We start from the raw sequence: 20580 nt of genomic DNA, 5'->3' as shown, positions 1-20580 counted from the left end.
GCCGCAAGTTCCTCCCCGGACCGGGAATGGCCCGCCCGCCGCTGCGTTGCATTGAGTCGAAGGCACTCAAGTCCAACCAGGAGGCACCCTTGCCAGAGACGTTCGGTCCCGCCGGCAGCGACTCGTTTGACGAGTTCCTCGCGCGGCTCATCGCGGCGCAGCAGGCCGGTCAGCAGCGGCCGGTCCCGTTCGGACGCCCCGTCGACATCACGCGACTGCTCAGCCGTCGCACCCACCAGCTGCTCCAGCGCACCGCCGAGTACGCGACCGAGCAGGGCCAGCACGAGATCGACGCACTGCACCTGCTGCACGTCCTCGTCCGGACCGATCCGTTCACTGCGGTCGTCCGCCGGGCCGGCGCCGACCCGGAGCGCCTCGCCGACGAGGTCGAGCAGCGGCTGCCCGCACCGTCCGACGACGACGCACTGACCGAGGGTCGCCCGGCACTGACCGGCACCGCTCAGCGCATCCTGCTCGAGGCGACCCAGGCCGCCAAGGGCTTCGGCAGCACCTACACGGATCCGGAGCACGTCTTCTTCGCGCTCGTCATGGACCAGGACACCGTGACCGGACAGCTCCTCGCGAGCGCCGGCGTCACCCCGCAGGTGATGCAGGAGTACGCGGCGGAGGCGTCGGCTGCGGCACGGGCGGGACGCACGGTGCCCGGCACGACGACGGACAGCGGAAGCACCGAGCAGAGCTCCACGCCGACCCTCGACCAGTACGGCACCGACCTCACGGCCCGTGCCCGTGACGGACGCATCGACCCGGTCATCGGTCGGGCGGACGAGATCGAGCAGACGGTCGAGATCCTGCTCCGCCGCACGAAGAACAACCCCGTCCTGATCGGCGAACCCGGCGTCGGCAAGACCGCGATCGTCGAGGGGCTCGCGCAGCGCATCGTGGACGGTGACGTCCCGGCGCTCCTGCAGGGCAAGCGCGTCGTCGCGATCGACCTGCCCGGCATGCTCGCCGGTGCCCGGTACCGCGGCGACTTCGAGGAGCGCCTCACGAAGGTCGTGGACGAGATCGCCGAGCACGCGGACGAGCTCATCGTCTTCGTCGACGAGCTGCACACGCTCGTGGGCGCCGGCGGTGGCGGCGAGGGCGGTTCGATGGACGCCGGCAACATCCTCAAGCCGCGCCTCGCGCGCGGCGACCTGCACATGGTCGGCGCGACGACCCTGAACGAGTACCGCCGCATCGAGAAGGACGCCGCGCTCGAGCGTCGCTTCCAGCCGGTGACCGTGGGGGAGCCGAGCGTCGAGGACGCCGTCGCGATCCTCACGGGCCTCGCGCCCCGCTACGAGGAGCACCACGACGTGACCTACACGCCCGAGGCGCTCCGCGCGGCCGTCGAGCTCTCGCACCGCTACGTGACGGACCGCCACCTGCCCGACAAGGCCATCGACCTCGTCGACCAGGCCGGTGCCCGCCGTCGGCTCGCGCTGTCCGGCGACGTGGACGTGGAGACGCTGCGCGTCGAGATCGCCGCGCTCAGCGCGTCCAAGGACGCTGCCGTGGCGGAGGAGCACTACGAGGAGGCGTCGCGCCTGCGCGACCAGATCGACGGCCTGGAGGCCCGGATCTCCGCCGCCTCGGAGGCGGGCGCGAGCCGCGCTCCCCACCGGCACGGCCGCGACGCCGCTGACGCGTCGCCGCGGGACCGGCGGCCTGGGCCCACCAGTCCGGAATCGGGTGACCGGCAGATCACGGAGGCCGACATCGCGAGCGTGGTCTCCCGCGCCACCGGCATCCCGGCGACACGCCTGAGCCAGGGCGACCGCTCCCGCCTGGCCGTCCTCGAGGACGAGCTGCACGAGCGCGTCGTCGGTCAGGACGACGCCGTGCAGGCGATCGCCCGCGCAGTGCGGCGCAGTCGGACCGGCATGGGCGACCCCCGCCGACCGGTGGGCAGCTTCCTGTTCCTCGGACCGACCGGCGTCGGCAAGACCGAACTCGCGAAGGCGCTCGCGTCCTCGTTGTTCGGCGACGAGTCGGCCATGCTCCGCTTCGACATGAGCGAGTTCGGCGAGCGGCACACGGTCTCGCGGTTGGTCGGTGCCCCTCCCGGGTACGTCGGCTACGACGAGGCCGGGCAGCTCACCGAGCGCGTCCGTCGGAACCCGTACTCGGTGATCCTGCTCGACGAGGTCGAGAAGGCCCACCCGGACGTCTTCAACCTGCTGCTGCAGGTGCTCGACGACGGCCGACTGACCGACGGCCAGGGTCGCACGGTCGACTTCCGGAACACGGTCGTGATCATGACGTCGAACATCGGGTCCGAGTTCCTCGCGTCGCGCTCCGGCGCCCTCGGGTTCTCGGCGGTCGGGGCCGCGGAGGGCTTCGCGGAGGACGACCTGCGTGCCCGGGTGATGGGCAAGCTCCGTGAAGCGATGCGGCCGGAGTTCATCAACCGTATCGACGAGATCGTGCTGTTCCGGAAGCTGACGTCGTCACAGATCTCGTCGATCGTGGCGCTCCTGCTGGAGGACACCGCGCTCCGGCTGCTCGGCCAGGGCATGACCCTGTCGGTCTCCGACGAGGCCGTCGCCTGGCTCGCCGAGCACGGCTACGAGCCCGAGTACGGCGCCCGCCCGCTCCGTCGGCTGATCCAGCGCGAGGTCGACGACCGGATCGCGACCCTCGTGGTGGCCGAGACGGTCCGGAGCGGGGACACGGTCCGCGTGGACGTGGCGGACGGTGTGCTCACCGTGACCGCGGCCCAGCCCGCCGCGGTCTGATCCCGCTCTCCCGGTCGCCTGAACGGCCCGGTGTCTGCACGACACCGGGCCGTTCTGTCGTTGTCGGCGAACAATTCCGGAGCATTTTGATGGAAATGCTTGCGCGGACATTCCCGGTGTGGATAGTGTTCACGAGCACCGTTCAGCACGAGACCGAGAGGGGGCGAGACCATGATGATCATCACCATCACGACGCACCGCGCGAAGCCGTTCACCGGCACCGTGCCGTTCACCGGCACCGCGCCGTTCCGTGGCATCACCGGACTCTTCGGCACCCCTGTCCGGGTCCGCTGACCGGAAGCGTCCGCCTCTCCGCACGCCCGCGCTGACAGCGCTGCCGAGCCTCCCGCTCGCGGTCGCTGCCCGTGACGCCCGTCACCCGTACCGCTGTGAGCGGTCCGGGTGGGGCGGCCCGGGGGACGCGTCGGTCGACGACGGTGGTCGACCGGACGCTCTCGCCATCGCCACGCATTCCTGAATGCATTCCGACGCATTCTTCCGACATCGCGCCCGGCGCCGATGCGGTGGTTCGTCGCGCATTCATCCGTCATTTTGTCCGGCCCGCACACCGGGTCGTTCCGTCGCGCCCGGAAGACGTCCGGGCGACCATCCAGTAGGGGATCCACCACCATGTCCACGAAGACCTCCACCCGTCCTCCCGATACCCGTGCGGTGCGCCGTCGGGTCTCGCTGCCCGACCGCATCGCCCTCCGGGTCGGCCTCTGGCTGATCCTGTGGAGTCGGCGCACCACGCCCGTCCGGGTGTCGGTCGACTTCGAGACCCGCCAGCGGATCGAGCGTGAGCAGCGCGACAGCCAGCTGCGGTTGCTGCTGCAGAGCGGTGCCATGCAGCTCTGGCGCTGAGCGACGTGCTGACCTTCCAGCGCCCCGGCCTCCCGGGCGGGGCGCTGGGAGGTCCGGCCGACCGCCGCCACTGCCGTACCGTTGTGCGGTGACCGAAACCGCAGCTGCCCTCGTCGACCGACTCACCGCGATCGTGCCGGACTTCCCGAAGCCGGGGATCCTGTTCCGCGACGTCACACCCGTGTTCTCGGACCCGGTGGCGTTCGGCCGGGTGTGCGAGGCCCTCGCGGCACCGTTCGCCGTGGGCGAGGGCTTCCAGGCCGTCGCCGGCATCGAGGCCCGTGGCTTCGCCCTCGCCGGGGGCATCGCCGCGCAGCACCAGGTCGGCGTCCTGACCGTCCGCAAGGCCGGGAAGCTCCCGGGCGAGGTGCTCAGCGAGCAGTACGCACTCGAGTACGGCGAGGCCGAGCTCGAGCTGCGCCCCGGTCAGCTGCCGCAGGGCACCCGCGTGCTCGTCGTCGACGACGTCCTCGCGACCGGCGGCACCGCGGCCGCGACGATCACGCTCCTGGAGCGCGCCGGCTACGAGGCCATCGGCTTCGCCGCGCTGCTGGAGCTCGACGGCCTCGCGGGCCGCGAGCGCGTCGAGGCTCGTGTCGCGGTGACCACGCTCGGCACCGTCCCGGCCTGACGGAACCGCACCGCGCCTCCAGGCCGTTCCTGCACACCCGCACGCGCCCCGGGCACGCCCCACAGGCGGGCCGCGCCGCGGTCGCGGCGCACTAGTCTTGACGCACCCCTGAACCAATCGAGGAGCACCACGATCGTGACCGAGTCAGTCGCAGCGCCCGCCGACGGCGCCGAGCCCGCAGACCTTCCCCAGGCACCCGAGCCCCGCACCGCGACGACGACCACGACCGGCACAGAGCTGTTCGACGGAGTCCGCGGCGTGGTCGCGATCCGTGTCGCCGGGGTGCTGAAGGACCTCGACGCCGAGGTGCACGAGGGTGACCTCGTCGAGCCCGTCACCCTCGACGAGCAGGACGGCCTCGACATCCTCCGCCACTCCGCCGCGCACGTGCTCGCGCAGGCCGTGCAGCAGATCAACCCCGACGCGAAGCTCGGCATCGGACCGCCCGTCACGGACGGCTACTACTACGACTTCGACGTCGCCGACCCCTTCACGCCGGAGGACCTCAAGGCGATCGAGAAGGGCATGGACCGGATCATCCGGCAGGCCCAGCGCTTCCGTCGCGTCGTCGTGACCGACGAGGAAGCCCGTGAGCGCATGGCGGGGGAGCCCTACAAGCAGGAGCTCATCGGCCTCAAGGGCGCCGCGGACACCGGTGACTCGGGCGAGAGCGTCGAGGTCGGTGCCGGCGAGCTCACGGTGTACGAGAACGTCGACCCGAAGACCGGCGAGGTCGTGTGGCAGGACCTCTGCCGCGGTCCGCACGTGCCGCACACCCGGTGGATCGGCAACGCGTCCAAGCTCATGCGCGTCGCGGCGGCGTACTGGCGCGGCTCGGAGAAGAACCCGCAGCTGCAGCGTGTGTACGGCACCGCGTGGCCCGACAAGGACCAGCTGAAGGCGTACCTGGTCCGGCTCGAGGAAGCCGCCAAGCGCGACCACCGCAAGCTCGGTGCCGAGCTCGACCTCTTCTCGTTCCCGGACGAGATCGGTTCCGGCCTCGCGATCTTCCACCCGAAGGGCGGCATCATCCGCCGCGAGATGGAGGACTACTCGCGTCGCCGGCACGAGCAGGAGGGCTACTCGTTCGTCTACACGCCGCACATCACCAAGGGCGACCTGTTCGAGCAGTCGGGTCACCTCGGCTGGTACAAGGACGGCATGTTCCCGGCCATGCACATGGACGAGGCACGCGACGAGGACGGCAACGTCACCCGTCAGGGCGCGGACTACTACCTCAAGCCGATGAACTGCCCGATGCACATCCTCGCGTACCGCTCGCAGGCCCGCTCCTACCGCGACCTGCCGCTCCGGATGTTCGAGTTCGGCACCGTGTACCGCAACGAGAAGTCCGGCGTGATCCACGGCCTCACCCGCGTCCGGGGCATGACCCAGGACGACGCCCACATCTTCACCACGCAGGAGAAGATGAAGGAGGAGCTCACCACGACCCTCGAGTTCGTGCTCTCGCTCCTGCGCGACTACGGCCTCGACGACTTCTACCTCGAACTCTCCACGAAGGACCCGGAGAAGTACGTCGGTGAGGACGAGGTGTGGGAGGTCGCGACGAACACCCTGCGCGAGGTCGCCGAGGAGTCCGGGCTCGAGCTCGTCCCCGACCCCGCCGGCGCGGCGTTCTACGGCCCGAAGATCTCCGTGCAGGCGCGGGACGCCATCGGCCGCACCTGGCAGATGTCGACCGTCCAGCTCGACTTCAACCTGCCGGAACGGTTCGAGCTCGAGTACACCGCGCCCGACGGATCCCGCCAGCGCCCGGTGATGATCCACCGTGCCCTCTTCGGTTCGATCGAGCGGTTCTTCGGCGTCCTCACCGAGCACTACGCCGGCGCGTTCCCGGCGTGGCTGTCCCCGGTGCAGGTCGTCGGGATCCCGGTCGCGGCGGAGTACGGCGACTACCTCGACGAGGTCATCTCGAAGCTCCGCTCGCACGGCGTCCGCGCCGAGGTCGACCACTCCGACGACCGCATGCAGAAGAAGATCCGCACGCACACCAAGGCGAAGGTGCCGTTCCAGCTGATCGCGGGCGGCGACGACCGCGACGCCGGAGCCGTGTCGTTCCGCTTCCGCGATGGTCGGCAGGACAACGCCGTGCCGGTCGACGAGGCGGTCGACCGCATCCTGACCGCGATCCGCGACCGCGCGCAGGTCTGATGGACCAGGAGCGGCCGGGAGGCACCGAGCACGTCCCCGGGACCGGTCACGTCGCCGACGTGGCCGGGTCCGGGGCCCCCGGCACGGGTTCCGGAGACGACCCGCTGGTGATCCGCGACGCCGCGACCGGCGCCGCGGTGCGGGATGCCTTCCAGCGCCTCTGGAACCCGCACCGGATGGCGTACATCGATGCCGGGCGCGAGGGTCGGGGCCGCGGCCACGAGGACGACTGCCCGTTCTGCGAGGCACCCCGCAAGTCCGACGAGGACGCCCTCATCGTCGCCCGCGGGGAGCACGCCTACGTGCTGCTCAACCTGTTCCCGTACAACAACGGCCACCTGCTCGTGTGCCCCTACCGGCACGTGCCGCTGTACGACGAGGCCACAGCGGACGAGCTCCGCGAGATGGGGGAGCTGACGCAGACGGCCATGCGTGTCCTGCGTGCGGTCTCGCACTGCGACGGCTTCAACATCGGCATGAACCAGGGCGAGGTCGCGGGGGCCGGTGTGGCCGGGCACCTCCACCAGCACATCGTCCCGCGGTGGCAGTCCGACTCGAACTTCTTCCCGATCATCGCGCGCACGAAGTCGATGTCGCAGCTGCTCGGCGAGACCCGCCGACTCGTCGCGGAAGGGTGGTCCGCGGAGCACTAGACTGTCGGCATCATGAGCGACAGCAGCAGCACCCCGAGCACCCCCGGCACCTCGATCACCGGCTCCGACCGCGTCAAGCGCGGCCTCGCGGAGATGCTCAAGGGCGGCGTCATCATGGACGTCGTCGACGCCGAGCAGGCCCGCATCGCCGAGGAAGCCGGCGCCACCGCCGTCATGGCGCTCGAGCGCGTCCCCGCCGACATCCGGGCACAGGGCGGCGTCGCCCGCATGTCCGACCCGTCCATGATCGAGGAGATCATCGCCGCGGTGTCGATCCCCGTCATGGCGAAGGCCCGCATCGGACACTTCGTCGAGGCGCAGGTGCTGCAGGAGCTCGGCGTCGACTACATCGACGAGTCCGAGGTGCTCTCGCCCGCCGACTACGTCAACCACATCGACAAGTGGAACTTCACCACGCCCTTCGTCTGCGGCGCGACCAACCTCGGTGAGGCCCTCCGTCGCATCACCGAGGGCGCGGCCATGATCCGCTCCAAGGGCGAGGCCGGCACCGGCGACGTGTCCGAGGCCACCAAGCACATCCGCACGATCAACAAGGAGATCGCTGCCCTCCGTCACCTCAAGGAGGACGAGCTCTACGTCGCCGCGAAGGAGCTCCAGGCGCCGTTCGACGTCGTCAAGGAGGTCGCGCAGACCGGCAAGCTCCCCGTGGTGCTCTTCACCGCGGGTGGCGTGGCCACCCCGGCCGACGCCGCGATGATGATGCAGCTCGGCGCGGACGGCGTCTTCGTCGGCTCCGGCATCTTCAAATCGGGCGACCCGGCCAAGCGCGCGGCCGCGATCGTCAAGGCCACGACCTTCCACGACGACCCGAAGGTCATCGCCGAGGTCTCCCGCGGGCTCGGTGAGGCCATGGTGGGCATCAACGTCGCCGACGTCCCCGCGCCGCACCGCCTGGCCGAGCGTGGCTGGTAGTCCGACCGCGCACCCGCGCATCGGCGTCCTCGCGCTCCAGGGCGACTTCCGCGAGCACATCGCGTCGCTGACCGAACTCGGCGCCGACGTCGTGCCGCTCCGCCGTCCGGAGGAGATCGCGTCGCTCGACGGCGTGGTCGTCCCCGGCGGCGAGTCGAGCGTCATGGACAAGCTCTCGCGTGCGTTCGGTGTCGCGGAGCCGCTGGCCGACGCCATCCGCGGTGGTCTCCCCACGTACGGGACCTGCGCGGGCATGATCATGCTCTCGTCGCGCATCGCCGCGGGCATCCCGGGGCAGCAGACCCTCGACGTGCTCGACACGACCGTGCGGCGGAACGCCTTCGGGAGCCAGAACGACTCGTTCGAGATCGACATCCCGATGCCGGAGCTCGGTGAGGCCCCGGTGCACGCCGTGTTCATCCGCGCACCCGTGGTCGAGGAGCACGGCCCGGGGGTCGAGGTCCTCGGGGCGCTCCCGGACGGCCAGGTCGTCGCCGTGCAGCAGGGCAACGTGATCGCCAGCGCGTTCCACCCCGAGGTCGCGGGGGAGGACCGGTTCCACCGGCGCTTCCTCGACCTCGTCCACAGTGTTTGATGCAACCAGTGCCTGACCCGACCAGTGCCTGACCCGACCACCCTGGTGGTTCCCTCGACCGGCCACGCGCTGTCCACAGGACCAGCGCGCCGGACCGACACCGTGCCTCCCGGCTCGGTAGACTGATCAGGATCTTCCGCAAGACGCAAGGAGCACCGTGTCCGGGCATTCCAAGTGGGCAACGACCAAGCACAAGAAGGCGGTCATCGACCAGCGCCGTGCCAAGTCGTTCGCCAAGCTCATCAAGAACATCGAGGTCGCCGCGAAGATGGGCGGCGCCGACCTGTCGGGGAACCCGACCCTGGTCGACGCCGTGCAGAAGGCGAAGAAGACCTCGGTGCCGAACGACAACATCGACCGCGCCATCAAGCGCGGTGCCGGTCTCACCGGTGAGTCGATCGAGTACACGACGATCATGTACGAGGGTTACGGCCCGAACGGCGTCGCGATGCTGATCGAGTGCCTCACGGACAACAAGAACCGTGCCGCGGCCGAGGTCCGGACGGCGATGTCGCGCAACGGTGGCACCATGGCCGACCCGGGCAGCGTCGCGTACAACTTCTCCCGCAAGGGCGTCATCTCGGTCACGAAGACCGACGGCCTCGACGAGGACACCGTGATGGGTGCCGTGCTCGACGCCGGTGTCGAGGACGTCATCGACCAGGGCGGCGGCTTCGAGGTCATCACCGAGGCGACCGACCTCGTCGCGGCCCGCACGGCCCTGCAGGACGCCGGCATCGACTACGACTCGGCCGACGCCGAGTTCGTCCCGGGGCTCAAGGTCCCGGTCGACGCCGAGACCGCCCGCAAGGTGTTCCGGCTGATCGACGCGCTCGAGGACTCGGACGACGTGCAGAACGTCTACTCGAACTTCGACATCCCCGCGGACGTCCAGGCCGAGCTCGACGAGGACGAGGGCGAGTAGCCGTGCTCCGGGTGCTCGGGGTCGACCCCGGGCTCACCCGGTGCGGCGTCGGCGTGGTCGAGGTCGCACCGAACCGGCGCGCCCGGCTCGTGCACGTGACCGTCGTCCGGACACCGGCGGACATGGCCCTCGAGCAGCGCCTCCTCCGGATCGCGGACGGCATCGCCGCCGAGATCGACGAGCACCGTCCACAAGCGGTCGCCGTCGAGCGGGTCTTCGCGCAGGCGAACGTCCGCACCGTGATGGGCACCGCGCAGGCGGCGGGCCTGGCACTGCACGCGGCGGCGGCACGCGGCCTGCCGGTCGGGCTGCACACCCCGTCCGAGGTCAAGGCGGCGATCACCGGGTACGGCAACGCCGACAAGCGACAGGTGCAGACGATGGTCGCCGCCGTGCTCGGCCTCGCCGAGGCGCCGAAGCCCGCGGACGCCGCGGACGCCCTCGCCCTCGCGGTGTGCCACGCCTGGAGGCTCGGATCGCCAGACCAGGCCGGGTCCGGTCCGTCGTCGCTCACCCCGGCGCAGCGTGCCTGGCGGGACGCGCAGCAGGGCACCGGCGCCGACTCGCCCCTGGCCCGAGCGGCGGCCGCCGCGGCGCGTGGCGGCTCGCGCGGCGTCGCGCGTGGTGCGGGGGCAACGTCGGTGGGCGGCCCTAGGCTCGGAGCATGATCGCGAGTCTCCGGGGCACCTGCATCGACGTCGCCGGATCGAGCGTGGTGATCGAGGTCGGGGGAGTCGGCTACGCCGTCACCGTCACGCCCGCGCACGCCCTGACGATGCGCCACGGGGCCGAGGTCTTCGTGCGCACCGCGATGATCGTGCGTGAGGACGAACACCTCCTGTTCGGTTTCGAGACGACCGACGCACTCCGCGTGTTCGACCTCCTCCGCAGCGTGTCCGGTGTGGGGCCGAAGTCCGCTCTCGGGGTGCTCGCCCACCTGGACCCGGGGCAGATCGCCACCGCCGTCGCGAACGAGGACGACGCTGCGTTCCGCAAGGTGTCCGGCATCGGGCCGAAGACCGCGAAGCTCATCACCGTCGCCCTGGCCGGCAAGCTCGCCGCGTTCGAGCAGCCCACCGCGGCGGCGGCAGGTTCGACGCCCGGTGCGCACCCCGCGTCGGAGGACGTCGTCGTCGCCCTCGTCGGCCTCGGTTGGCGTGAGGACGCGGCGCGCGCTGCGGTCGACGCCGTCGTCACCGAGGACCCGGCCGCCGCGACGTTCGGCACCCAGGCGCTCCTCCGCGCCGCCCTCGGGGCCCTCCGACCGGCCGGAGCGGGCCGATGAGCGGCATCACGGCCGCCGGGGCGGAGTCGCAGGAGGAACTCGCCTTCGAAGGCGCCCTCCGCCCCCGTTCCCTCGACGAGTTCGTGGGACAGCGCAAGGTCCGCGGTCAGCTCGACCTGCTGCTCAAGGCGGCGGCGATGCAGGAGCGCACACCCGACCACATCCTGATGGCGGGGCCGCCCGGACTCGGCAAGACCACCCTCGCGATGATCGTCGCGCACGAGTCCGGCCGGCCACTGCGGATGTCGAGCGGTCCGGCGATCCAGCACGCCGGCGACCTCGCAGCCGTGCTCTCGTCACTGGTGCCGGGTGAAGTCCTGTTCATCGACGAGATCCACCGCATGGCACGGTCGGCGGAAGAGATGCTCTACCTCGCGATGGAGGACTTCCGGATCGACGTCATGGTCGGCAAGGGAGCCGGCGCGACGAGCATCCCGCTCGACCTCGCACCGTTCACGCTGGTCGGCGCGACGACCCGGGCCGGCCTGTTGCCGAACCCGCTGCGGGACCGGTTCGGCTTCACCGCACACCTCGAGTTCTACGAGAAGGACGAGCTGGAGCAGGTGCTCATCCGTGCGGCGCACCTGCTCGAGCTCGACATCGACCGCTCCGCCCTCCGCGAGATCGCCGGACGCTCCCGTGGCACCCCGCGCATCGCGAACCGGTTGCTCCGACGCGTCCGCGACTTCACGCTGGTCCACCGTCCCCGCGACGGCATGGCCGCGGTGCAGGGCGCCCTCGAGCTGTACGACGTCGACGAACTCGGCCTTGACCGACTCGACCGGGCCGTGGTCGAGACGATGCTGACCCGGTTCGACGGCGGGCCCGTGGGGTTGAACACGCTCGCGGTGTCCGTCGGCGAAGAATCCGAGACGATCGAGTCGGTCGTCGAGCCGTTCCTCGTCCGGCTCGGTCTCGTCACCCGCACCCCCCGCGGTCGGATCGCGACGCCGCAGGCATGGCGGCACTTCGGCATGACGCCGGGGCAGTCGAGCGCCGGTCCCGCACTCTTCGGCGACGACGACTGAACCCCCACCGACCGAGCAGTCCCCGAGCGCACACGTCGCCCAGCGAGGAGTGCCCTAGACTGCTACGGCCCGAAACCGAGCAACCAGAGAAGGCATCGCATCATGGGTCAAGAAGTCATCCTCATCGTCATCGTCGTGGCGTTCGCGGCCTTCATGTTCTACAACAGCCGGAAGCGCAAGAAGCAGCAGGCGGAGCTCGCCACCAAGATGGTCCCGGGCGCGCAGGTCATGTTGTCCTTCGGCCTCTACGGCAAGCTCCTCTCGGTCGATGACGAGAAGGTCACCGCCGAGGTCGAGGTCGCCCCGGGCACGATCGTGACCGTGCACCGCCAGACGCTCTCCCGCGTCGTGGACGCGACCGCCGACGACGTCGACACCGCCGTCACGCCGGAGGACGAGCCGAAGCACGTCACCGAGCTCAACGGCCAGCCGGTCGTCGACGACCAGGCCCCGGCCTACGGTGAGCGCACCGACGAGCCGAACCGCAAGAACGACAACTGATGTTCTTGGCTGTCGGGTCGTGAGGCCCGGCAGCATCACTCCTGCCGTCGGCTCGCGTCGTCGGTCCTGACAGAAAGACGAGACGACCGGTGGCACGATCGACACCCGTCAAGAAGGCGCTCCGCTCGCTCACCTGGTTGGTGATCCTGATGGCGGTCCTCGCAGGACTCAACACCGCCGCATCGATCCTCGCCAGCACGACGAAGGACGACACCGACAAGTGGTTCGCGGGCGCCAGCTGGGTCCCGGAGCTCGCGCTCGACCTGCAGGGCGGCACGCAGCTGACCCTCGCGGCGCAGAACACCGAGGGTGGCTCGGTCACGAGCCAGCAGCTCAACCAGGCCGTGAACATCATCCGCCAGCGCATCAACGCGACGGGTGTGTCGGAGTCGCAGATCAACACGCAGGGGACGAACAACATCGTCGTCTCGATCCCCGGCAAGCCCGATCAGGCGACCATCGACCGGATCGAAGCAGCGGCGAAGCTGACCTTCCGTCCGGTGCTGTACACCGAGGCCGCCACGAACACCGCCGTCGGTGGCAGCGACGGCGCCTCGGCCTCGCCGACGCCCTACACGCCGCCGGCATCGCTGCAGGCCACGCCGAGCACGAAGCCGACGAACGGCAGCGATCTCTCGCAGGTCACGCCGGCGCTCCAGGCGCTCTACACGAACTACAACTGCAAGGCACCGGACGACGTCACCGCCGCACCGGACGACGAACCGCTCGTGACGTGCGACCAGGACGGCGCCGCGAAGTACATCCTCGGTCCGGTCGAGGTCTCGGGCTCCGGCATCAGCAACGCCACCTCGGGTCTCGCCACCGACTCGCAGGGTGCGTCCACCGGCCAGTGGGCCGTCAACCTGACGTTCTCGGGCAAGAGCTCGGACGACTTCCGCGACGTCACCAGCCGGCTCGTGAAGCTGCAGGCGCCGCAGAACCAGTTCGCGATCGTCCTCGACGGCACGGTCATCACCGCTCCGGCGTCGAACGCGGCCATCACCAACGGCAAGGCGCAGATCACCGGCAACTTCACGGCCGACTCCGCGAAGACCCTCGCGGACCAGCTCAAGTACGGCGCGCTGCCGATCAACTTCCAGGTCCAGTCGAACGAGAACATCTCGGCGACGCTCGGGACCGCACAGCTCGTCGGCGGTCTCGTCGCCGGCCTGATCGGCCTCATCCTGGTGATCATCTACTCGGTCATCCAGTACCGGGCGCTCGCGTTCGTGACGGTCCTGTCGCTCGGGGTCGCAGCAGCCCTGACCTACCTCGTCATCGCGATCATGTCCTGGCGCGTCGACTACCGCCTGTCGTTGGCGGGTGTGGCAGGTCTGATCGTGGCGATCGGCATCACCGCGGACTCGTTCATCGTGTACTTCGAACGCATCCGCGACGAGCTGCGGGACGGCCGCGGTCTCGAGGGTGCCGTCGAGTCCGGATGGCGTCGAGCCCTGCGCACGATCCTCGCGTCGGACTCGATCAACTTCCTCGCCGCCGTGGTCCTGTACATCCTCGCCGTCAGTGACGTGAAGGGCTTCGCGTTCACGCTGCTCCTCACGACCCTGATCGACGTCGTCGTCGTGGTGCTGTTCACGCACCCGATGATGCAGCTCATCGCACGCAGCCGGTTCTTCGGCGAGGGCCACAAGTTCAGCGGGCTCGATCCGAGCGCCCTGGGGGCCGTCTACCGGGGCCGCGCGCAGTTCCGGGCACCGGTCGTGGACGGCAAGCGTCAGCAGCGGAGCGCCGGTGAGGCGCAGCGCCGCCAGACGATCGCCGAGCGGAAGGCCCGCGAAGCCGCGGGCGACAACGGCACGACGCCGGACGGGAAGGACGACTGATGGCCAGCTTCAGCCAGTTCGGCAGCGACCTCTACACGGGCAAGCGCTCCTACGACATCGTCGGACGCCGTCGCACGTGGTACCTCATCGCGATCGTGATGATCGTGCTCTCCCTCGGCATCCCGTGGCTCCGCGGCGGGTACCAGCTCGGGATCGAGTTCACGGGCGGGTCGGAGTTCACCATCTCCGACGTCAAGACCACGAACCAGGCGATCGCGACCGACACCGTCGAGTCGATCGTCCCCGAGGGTGTGCCGCGCGTGTCGCAGCTCGGGCAGCACGGCATCCGCGTGCAGACCGGTCAGCTGACCGACCGGCAGACGACCGAGGTGCAGGACGCCCTCGCGAAGGCGTACGACGTCCCGGACAGTCAGGTCGCGGCGACGTTCATCGGTGCGACCTGGGGTGCGGACGTCCTCGCGCAGGCCATCCGCGGCCTCGTGATCTTCCTCGCCCTCGCGGCCGTGGTCATGGCGCTGTACTTCCGCACGTGGAAGATGTCGGTGGCCGCCATGACGGCGCTGCTGCACGACCTCCTCATCACGGCGGGCGTGTACGGCATCGTGGGCCTCGAGGTCACCCCGGCGGCCGTGATCGGCTTCCTGACGATCCTCGGGTACTCGCTGTACGACACCGTCGTGGTCTTCGACAAGGTGCGTGAGAACACCAGCCAGGAGAGCGTCCGAACGTTCAAGCAGTCGGTGAACCTCGCCGTGAACCAGACCCTCGTGCGCTCGATCAACACCTCCGTGGTCGCCCTGCTGCCGGTCGCGGCGATCCTCTTCATCGGGTCGTACGTCCTGGGCGCCGGGACGCTGCGCGACATCTCGCTCGCGCTGTTCATCGGCATCATCGTCGGCACGTACTCGACCATCTTCATCGCGTCACCGATGTACGCGCACCTCCGGGAGAACGAGCCGAAGATCAAGCAGGCCGACGCCAAGAAGGAACAGGCCGCGGCGAAGCGGCAGCAGCAGGTCGACGCGACGGCGAACGTCTGATGGCCGTGGACATCACCGACATCGACGTCGCGGAGGCCCGGCGCCGGCTCGCCGAGGGCGCGAAGCTGTTCGACGTCCGCGAGCAGGGGGAGTGGGACGAGGTCCACGCTCCCGAGGCGACGCTCGTCCCGATGTCCGAGCTGGTGTCGCGGTGGCAGGAGATCGACGGCGGCGACACCCCCGCGATGGTCATCTGCCACTCCGGCGGTCGCTCGGCGCGCGTGGTCGCTGCCCTCGAACAATCGGGGGTCTCCGCCGTGAACGTGCTCGGCGGGATGACCGCGTGGGAGCAGTCGGGTGCCGCAGTCGTCCGCGGTGCCCAGAGCGAACCGCGTCACGAGCACTGACCGGACGCGCGTAGTCTTGTCGGATCGAGCGCGGAGGAACTCCGCACCGGACGAGGTCTCGGGAGGCGCATCATGACCGACACGCGCGAATCGTCGCCGTCGGACGCCGCGAGCCGCCCGGCCTCGCCCGCCCGTCCGACGAGTCCGATCGGCCCGAACACCACGGGCAACCTCGGCTCGCTCCGCTCCCTGCTCCCGCGCCTGTTCTCCCGTGCGCAGCCAGCCGGAGCGGTCGACACGCTCATCCGCACGGTGCGTTCGCACCACCCGAAGGCCGACGTCACCCTCATCGAACGGGCGTACTCGGTCGCCGAGCAGGCGCACGACGGGCAGAAGCGCAAGTCCGGCGAGCCCTACATCACCCACCCGGTCGCGGTCGCGCAGATCCTCGCCGACCTCGGCATCGGCACGATCACGATCGCCGCGGCGCTCCTGCACGACACCGTCGAGGACACGGACTACCAGCTCGACCAGCTCCGCGCCGACTTCGGTGACGAGATCGCGATGCTGGTCGACGGCGTCACGAAGCTCGACAAGGTCAAGTACGGCGACAGCGCACAGGCCGAAACCGTCCGCAAGATGGTCATCGCGATGTCGAAGGACATCCGAGTGCTCGTCATCAAGCTCGCGGACCGCCTGCACAACGCCCGCACGTGGGGCTTCGTGGAGTCCGCCTCCGCGACGCGCAAGGCCAAGGAGACGCTCGAGATCTACGCGCCCCTGGCGCACCGGCTCGGCATCCAGATGATCAAGCTGGAGCTCGAGGACCTCTCGTTCGCGGTGCTGCACCCGAAGCTCTACGTCGAGATCGACAGCCTCGTGAAGGAACGGCAGCCGAAGCGCGAGCAGTTCGTGCAGAACGTCATCGGCACGCTGAAGAAGGACCTCAAGGCCGCGAAGATCCGCGGTGACGTGATGGGCCGACCGAAGCAGTACTACTCGATCTACCAGAAGATGATCGTGCGGGGGCGCGAGTTCGACGAGATCTACGACCTCGTCGGGATCCGCGTGCTCGTCCCGACCGTGCGGGACTGCTACGCGATGCTCGGCTCCGTGCACGCTCGGTGGACGCCGCTGCCCGGCCGGTTCAAGGACTACATCGCGACGCCGAAGTTCAACCTGTACCAGTCGCTGCACACCACCGTCCTCGGGCCGCAGGGCCGCGCGGTCGAGATCCAGATCCGCACCCACGAGATGCACCAGCGCGCCGAGTTCGGTGTCGCTGCCCACTGGAAGTACAAGCAGCGCGTCACCGGCCGCGACGTCGACTCGTCGAGCCAGAACGACCAGGACATGGCGTGGCTCGCCCACATCACCGACTGGCAGGCGGAGACGAGCGATCCCGGCGAGTTCCTCGACTCGCTGCGCTACGAGATCGGCGCGAAGGAGACCTACGTCTTCACGCCGCAGGGCAAGGTCATCGGCCTGCCGTCGGGCGCCACCCCGGTCGACTTCGCGTACGCCGTGCACACCGAGATCGGCCACCGCACGATGGGGGCGAAGGTCAACGGGCGGCTCGTCCCGCTCGAGAGCACCCTGTCGAGCGGCGACGTCGTCGAGATCTTCACGTCGAAGAACCCCGACTCCGGCCCGAGCCAGGACTGGCTGACCTTCGTCCGGAGCCCACGCGCCCGGAACAAGATCAAGCAGTGGTTCACCAAGGAGCGTCGCGAAGAGGCCATCGAGCAGGGCCGTGACGCCATCGCCCGTGCGATGCGGAAGCAGAACCTGCCGCTGCAGCGCATCCTCAGCCAGGACACCATCGCCGAGGTCGCGTCCTCGATGCGCTACGAGGACGTCTCTGCCCTCTACGCGGCGATCGGGGAGGGGCACGTCTCGACGCAGTCCGTCATCGAGAAGGTGCTGGGCAGCGTCCAGACCGAGACCGAGACGGACGAGCCGGAGCTGGCGTTCCCGCGGCAGATCACGAGCCGCCAGCTGCGCAACAGCGACTCGGGCGTCCTCGTCCGTGGTGCGCCGGACATCCTCGTGAAGCTCGCGAAGTGCTGCACCCCGGTGCCCGGCGACCAGATCGTCGGGTTCATCACCCGCGGCCAGGGTGTCTCCGTGCACCAGGCGTCGTGCTCGAACGTGAAGTCCCTCATGAACGAGCCGGACCGCATGATCGAGGTCGAGTGGGCACCGTCGTCGAAGTCGGTGTTCCTCGTGCAGATCCAGATCGAGGCGCTGGACCGCTCGGGCCTCCTGAGCGACGTCACGCGTGTGCTGACCGACCACCACGTGAACATCCTGTCGGCGACGGTCTCGACCTCGTCCGACCGACTGGCGCTGAGCCGGTTCGTGTTCGAGATGGGCGACACCACCCACCTGGACCGGGTCCTCAACGCGGTGCGGCGCATCGACGCCGTGTACGACGTGTACCGCGTCAGCGCCGGCTGACGCTCGCCGTCCACAGGGAGGCGCGCCGCGTCGCAGCGAGGCGAGCCCCGGCCGAGCCCGGTCAGGACGGCTCGGAGCCGAACAGCGCGGTGAGACGCCGCTCGGCCTGGCGGACCATCGGCACGACACCGAGCGCACCGAGGGCTCGCCGCAGCTCGTCCGTGCCGACGACGCCGGCCCCGACGAGACCCTGCACGGCGTCCTCGTCGGCAGGGTGCATGCGGCCGGCGGTCGGCCCGGGTGCCCGGAGCAGATCGATCGCGGTCCGCGGTGGTGTCGTCACCCGGAGCCCCGCGAGGGCCCGGACGTCCTCGTGCGGCAGCGCGACCTCGCGCACCCGGACGGTCGCGGGATCGACCCGGAGCCGCACGTGCGAGGGCACGACGCACTCGTGGGGGAGCGGTGGACGCGACAGCCCGCCCCACACCCAGGCCGCGGTGCGGTGGGCGGCGACGAGGCGGACGTCCGGCAGGGCCCACGCAGCCGCTGCGGCACGCAACGCCGGGTCCTGCGGTTCGGCCGGTGATGCCCAGCACGGACCGACGGGCACGAGCTCCCCGGCGAGCACCGCGGCCCGGAGTTCGGCCTCCGGCCAGTCGTCGGTCGTCAGCAGGCGCGAGCGGGGCACCCCGACATCCTGCCGGACCGACCTGCCCGACCGGGCCGGGCTGTGGACAGGGCCACGGAGCGACCGGAGGGGCGGGGCGAGGACGACCCGTGCCTCCCGGCCGACACGCGTCAGCGCACCGCGGGGACGCATGCCGCAGCGCGCCGCAGCGCACCGCGGCACGGCGCACCGCGGCACGGCGCACCGCGGCACGGCGCGCGTCAGCGACGGTCGGTCAGCGCAGCACGTCCGCCCGGTGCACGAGCGCAGCGGCGCCGATGAGCGGCCCGTCCTGCGAGAGCCCGGTGGGGACGATCCGCACCTTCGTCACGAACGGGAACTCGACGCGCTCCGCCACGGCCTGCCGCGCGAACTCGAAGAGATCAGGGGTGACGTGGGAGAAGCCGCCGCCGATCGCCACGACCTCGAGGTCGACCAGGCTCGTCGCCGCGGCGATCGCCTGTCCGAGCGCGCGACCGCTACGCCGCACCGCTGCGACGGCGATCTCGTCGCCGGCCGCGTACGCGGCGGCGAGGTCCTCGCCCGTCGTGCCGGCGAAGCCCTGACGCTGCGCCCAGGCGACGGTCTTCGGACCGGACGCGACGGCCTCCAGGCAGCCCGTGCCGCCGCACGCGCACGGGTCGTCGAACCCGCCGCACTCGACGTGTCCGATGTGGCCCGCGTTGCCGGTCGGGCCACTGACCGTGCGGCCGTGCAGGATGAGCCCGCCGCCGACGCCCGTGGAGACGATCATGCCCATCACGTGGTCGGACCCCTGCGCTGCGCCGACCCAGTGCTCGGCCAGGGTGATCGCGAGGCCGTCCATGCGGAGTGTCACGGGGACCCCGGCGGGCACGTGCTGCGCGACGCGGTCCCGCAGCGGGTAGCCGCGCCAGACGGGCATGTTCAGCGGGGACACGAGGCCGTGGACCTCGTCGACGGGGCCGGCCGAACCGATGCCGACGCCGACGAGGACCGCGTCCGCGGGCAGGGTCGCGAGCGTGGCGGTGACGACCTCGTCGACCGCGGCCTGCAGCTCGTCGGACGTCCGGCCGGGGCCGGTCGGGCTGCGGTGCCGCGTGGCCGGCAGGACGACGCCCTGGTCGGTGACCAGGGCGGCCTCGACCTTGGTGCCGCCGAGGTCGACGGCGAGGGCGAGGGCCTGCCCCGGGAGGTGGGCCTGGGTGGTGCTGTCGGTCATGATCGCTCCGGTGCGACGGCCTGGAGGCTCGGTGCACGTCCGGTCCGCCGGCTGGCGTCCCGCAGGTGCTCGGCCCCGGCGGGGGGGGGTGGGGTCAGTAGGACGAGGCGTCGTCGCCGAGCGACGACGCGGCGCCGGTCTCGCTACGGTGCGCGAGTTCGTCGAGGATGCGCGCCGAGGCGCTCGTGCCGATGCGGTCAGCGCCCGCGTCGACCATCTCGAGCAGGGTGTCGAGGCCACGGACGCCGCCGGAGGCCTTCACGCCGGTGTCGGCACCGACGGTGTCGCGCATGAGGCGGATGTGCTCGGCGGTCGCGCCACCGCCGGCGAACCCGGTCGAGGTCTTCACGAACGCGGCACCGGCGCGCTGTGCGGCGCGCGATGCGGCGACGATCTCGTCGTCGGTGAGGAACGCGGTCTCGAGGATGACCTTCACCACGGTGTCGCCGGCGGCGTCGACGACGGCACGGACGTCCTGCTCGACGCGGTCCCAGTCGCCGGACCTCGCCGCGCCGATGTTCTGCACCATGTCGAGCTCGAACGCGCCGTCGGCGAGGGCCTGCAGCGACTCGGCGACCTTGGCGGCGGTGGAGGTGGTGCCGTGCGGGAAGCCGATCACGGTGCCGACGCCGACCCCGGTGCCGGTCAGGCGCTCGACGGCGTGCGCGACGTCGCTCGGCCGGACGCACACGCTGAACACGCGGTACGCGGCGGCCTCGTCGAGCTGGGCGTCGACGTCGGAGCGGGTGAGCTCGGGCTTCAGGATCGCGTGGTCGATGAGGGCCCGGACCGCGTCCGCGTCGAGGTGGCCGGGGGTGGGGATGGCTGCGTTGTCCACCCGGCAAGCCT

The 20580-nt window shown here is 70.6% G+C and carries 20 protein-coding genes; 17 read left to right on the top strand and 3 right to left on the bottom strand.

Going from position 1 to position 20580, the window contains the following annotated elements; all coding sequences use genetic code 11:
- Positions 1-89 precede the first annotated feature (89 nt).
- The 17 genes from QPJ90_RS13870 (at position 90) to QPJ90_RS13790 (ending at position 17923) form a co-directional block, all read left to right on the top strand.
- On the top strand, positions 90-2744 hold the full coding sequence (locus QPJ90_RS13870) for an ATP-dependent Clp protease ATP-binding subunit (protein WP_290131759.1): 2655 nt from the start codon (positions 90-92) through the stop codon (positions 2742-2744).
- A 171-nt stretch (positions 2745-2915) separates the two neighbouring features.
- Positions 2916-3038 carry a hypothetical protein gene (locus tag QPJ90_RS13865; protein ID WP_290131758.1) on the top strand — a complete coding sequence of 41 codons (123 nt, stop codon included), beginning with the start codon at positions 2916-2918 and terminating at the stop codon, positions 3036-3038.
- Between the two features lie 336 nt (positions 3039-3374).
- Complete coding sequence (locus QPJ90_RS13860; protein ID WP_290131757.1) at positions 3375-3608, top strand: hypothetical protein; 234 nt, start codon at positions 3375-3377, stop codon at positions 3606-3608.
- An 88-nt stretch (positions 3609-3696) separates the two neighbouring features.
- Positions 3697-4239 carry an adenine phosphoribosyltransferase gene (locus QPJ90_RS13855; protein ID WP_290131756.1) on the top strand — a complete coding sequence of 181 codons (543 nt, stop codon included), beginning with the start codon at positions 3697-3699 and terminating at the stop codon, positions 4237-4239.
- Positions 4240-4476: 237 nt separating this feature from the next.
- Positions 4477-6411, top strand: a complete 1935-nt coding sequence (thrS, locus tag QPJ90_RS13850) for a threonine--tRNA ligase (protein WP_290134244.1) — start codon at positions 4477-4479, stop codon at positions 6409-6411.
- Positions 6411-7064 (top strand): HIT domain-containing protein, encoded by a 654-nt coding sequence (locus tag QPJ90_RS13845; protein ID WP_290131755.1) that lies wholly within the window; start codon positions 6411-6413, stop codon positions 7062-7064. The genes thrS and QPJ90_RS13845 overlap by 1 nt, the downstream gene beginning before the upstream one ends.
- A gap of 12 nt (positions 7065-7076) precedes the next feature.
- Complete coding sequence (pdxS, locus tag QPJ90_RS13840; RefSeq protein WP_175350594.1) at positions 7077-7997, top strand: pyridoxal 5'-phosphate synthase lyase subunit PdxS; 921 nt, start codon at positions 7077-7079, stop codon at positions 7995-7997.
- Positions 7987-8592: a pyridoxal 5'-phosphate synthase glutaminase subunit PdxT gene (gene pdxT, locus QPJ90_RS13835; protein WP_290131754.1), complete on the top strand. Its 606-nt coding sequence runs from the start codon at positions 7987-7989 to the stop codon at positions 8590-8592. The genes pdxS and pdxT overlap by 11 nt, the downstream gene beginning before the upstream one ends.
- Before the next feature lie 157 nt (positions 8593-8749).
- A complete protein-coding gene (locus QPJ90_RS13830) occupies positions 8750-9517 on the top strand; it encodes a YebC/PmpR family DNA-binding transcriptional regulator (protein ID WP_290131753.1) in 768 nt (255 codons plus the stop codon).
- A gap of 2 nt (positions 9518-9519) precedes the next feature.
- Positions 9520-10185, top strand: a complete 666-nt coding sequence (gene ruvC / locus QPJ90_RS13825; protein WP_290131752.1) for a crossover junction endodeoxyribonuclease RuvC — start codon at positions 9520-9522, stop codon at positions 10183-10185.
- Complete coding sequence (ruvA, locus tag QPJ90_RS13820; protein WP_290131751.1) at positions 10182-10802, top strand: Holliday junction branch migration protein RuvA; 621 nt, start codon at positions 10182-10184, stop codon at positions 10800-10802. The genes ruvC and ruvA overlap by 4 nt, the downstream gene beginning before the upstream one ends.
- Positions 10799-11830, top strand: a complete 1032-nt coding sequence (gene ruvB / locus QPJ90_RS13815; protein WP_290131750.1) for a Holliday junction branch migration DNA helicase RuvB — start codon at positions 10799-10801, stop codon at positions 11828-11830. The genes ruvA and ruvB overlap by 4 nt, the downstream gene beginning before the upstream one ends.
- A 102-nt stretch (positions 11831-11932) precedes the next feature.
- Positions 11933-12331, top strand: a complete 399-nt coding sequence (locus QPJ90_RS13810; RefSeq protein ID WP_290131749.1) for a preprotein translocase subunit YajC — start codon at positions 11933-11935, stop codon at positions 12329-12331.
- A gap of 89 nt (positions 12332-12420) precedes the next feature.
- A complete protein-coding gene (secD, locus tag QPJ90_RS13805) occupies positions 12421-14175 on the top strand; it encodes a protein translocase subunit SecD (RefSeq protein WP_290131748.1) in 1755 nt (584 codons plus the stop codon).
- Positions 14175-15176, top strand: coding sequence for a protein translocase subunit SecF (secF, locus tag QPJ90_RS13800; protein WP_290131747.1), 1002 nt, complete (start codon positions 14175-14177; stop codon positions 15174-15176). The genes secD and secF overlap by 1 nt, the downstream gene beginning before the upstream one ends.
- Positions 15176-15523 carry a rhodanese-like domain-containing protein gene (locus QPJ90_RS13795; protein ID WP_290131746.1) on the top strand — a complete coding sequence of 116 codons (348 nt, stop codon included), beginning with the start codon at positions 15176-15178 and terminating at the stop codon, positions 15521-15523. The genes secF and QPJ90_RS13795 overlap by 1 nt, the downstream gene beginning before the upstream one ends.
- Before the next feature lie 72 nt (positions 15524-15595).
- On the top strand, positions 15596-17923 hold the full coding sequence (locus tag QPJ90_RS13790) for a bifunctional (p)ppGpp synthetase/guanosine-3',5'-bis(diphosphate) 3'-pyrophosphohydrolase (protein WP_290131745.1): 2328 nt from the start codon (positions 15596-15598) through the stop codon (positions 17921-17923).
- Between the two features lie 61 nt (positions 17924-17984).
- On the opposite strand, the gene QPJ90_RS13785 is transcribed toward QPJ90_RS13790, so the two are convergent.
- The 3 genes from QPJ90_RS13785 to deoC all read right to left on the bottom strand — a co-directional run bounded on the left by QPJ90_RS13785 (position 17985) and on the right by deoC (position 20569).
- On the bottom strand, positions 17985-18551 hold the full coding sequence (locus QPJ90_RS13785; protein WP_290131744.1) for a type IV toxin-antitoxin system AbiEi family antitoxin: 567 nt from the start codon (positions 18549-18551) through the stop codon (positions 17985-17987).
- Between the two features lie 214 nt (positions 18552-18765).
- Positions 18766-19731, bottom strand: a complete 966-nt coding sequence (locus tag QPJ90_RS13780) for an ROK family protein (RefSeq protein ID WP_290131743.1) — start codon at positions 19729-19731, stop codon at positions 18766-18768.
- A 94-nt stretch (positions 19732-19825) separates the two neighbouring features.
- Entirely contained in the window at positions 19826-20569 is a 744-nt protein-coding gene (deoC, locus tag QPJ90_RS13775) for a deoxyribose-phosphate aldolase (RefSeq protein ID WP_290131742.1), read from the bottom strand.
- Positions 20570-20580: the final 11 nt, after the last annotated feature.

The sequence above is a fragment of the Curtobacterium sp. 458 genome (genome assembly GCF_030406605.1).
GTDB lineage: Bacteria > Actinomycetota > Actinomycetes > Actinomycetales > Microbacteriaceae > Curtobacterium.
This window is presented reverse-complemented; position numbering and strand designations above follow the sequence as displayed.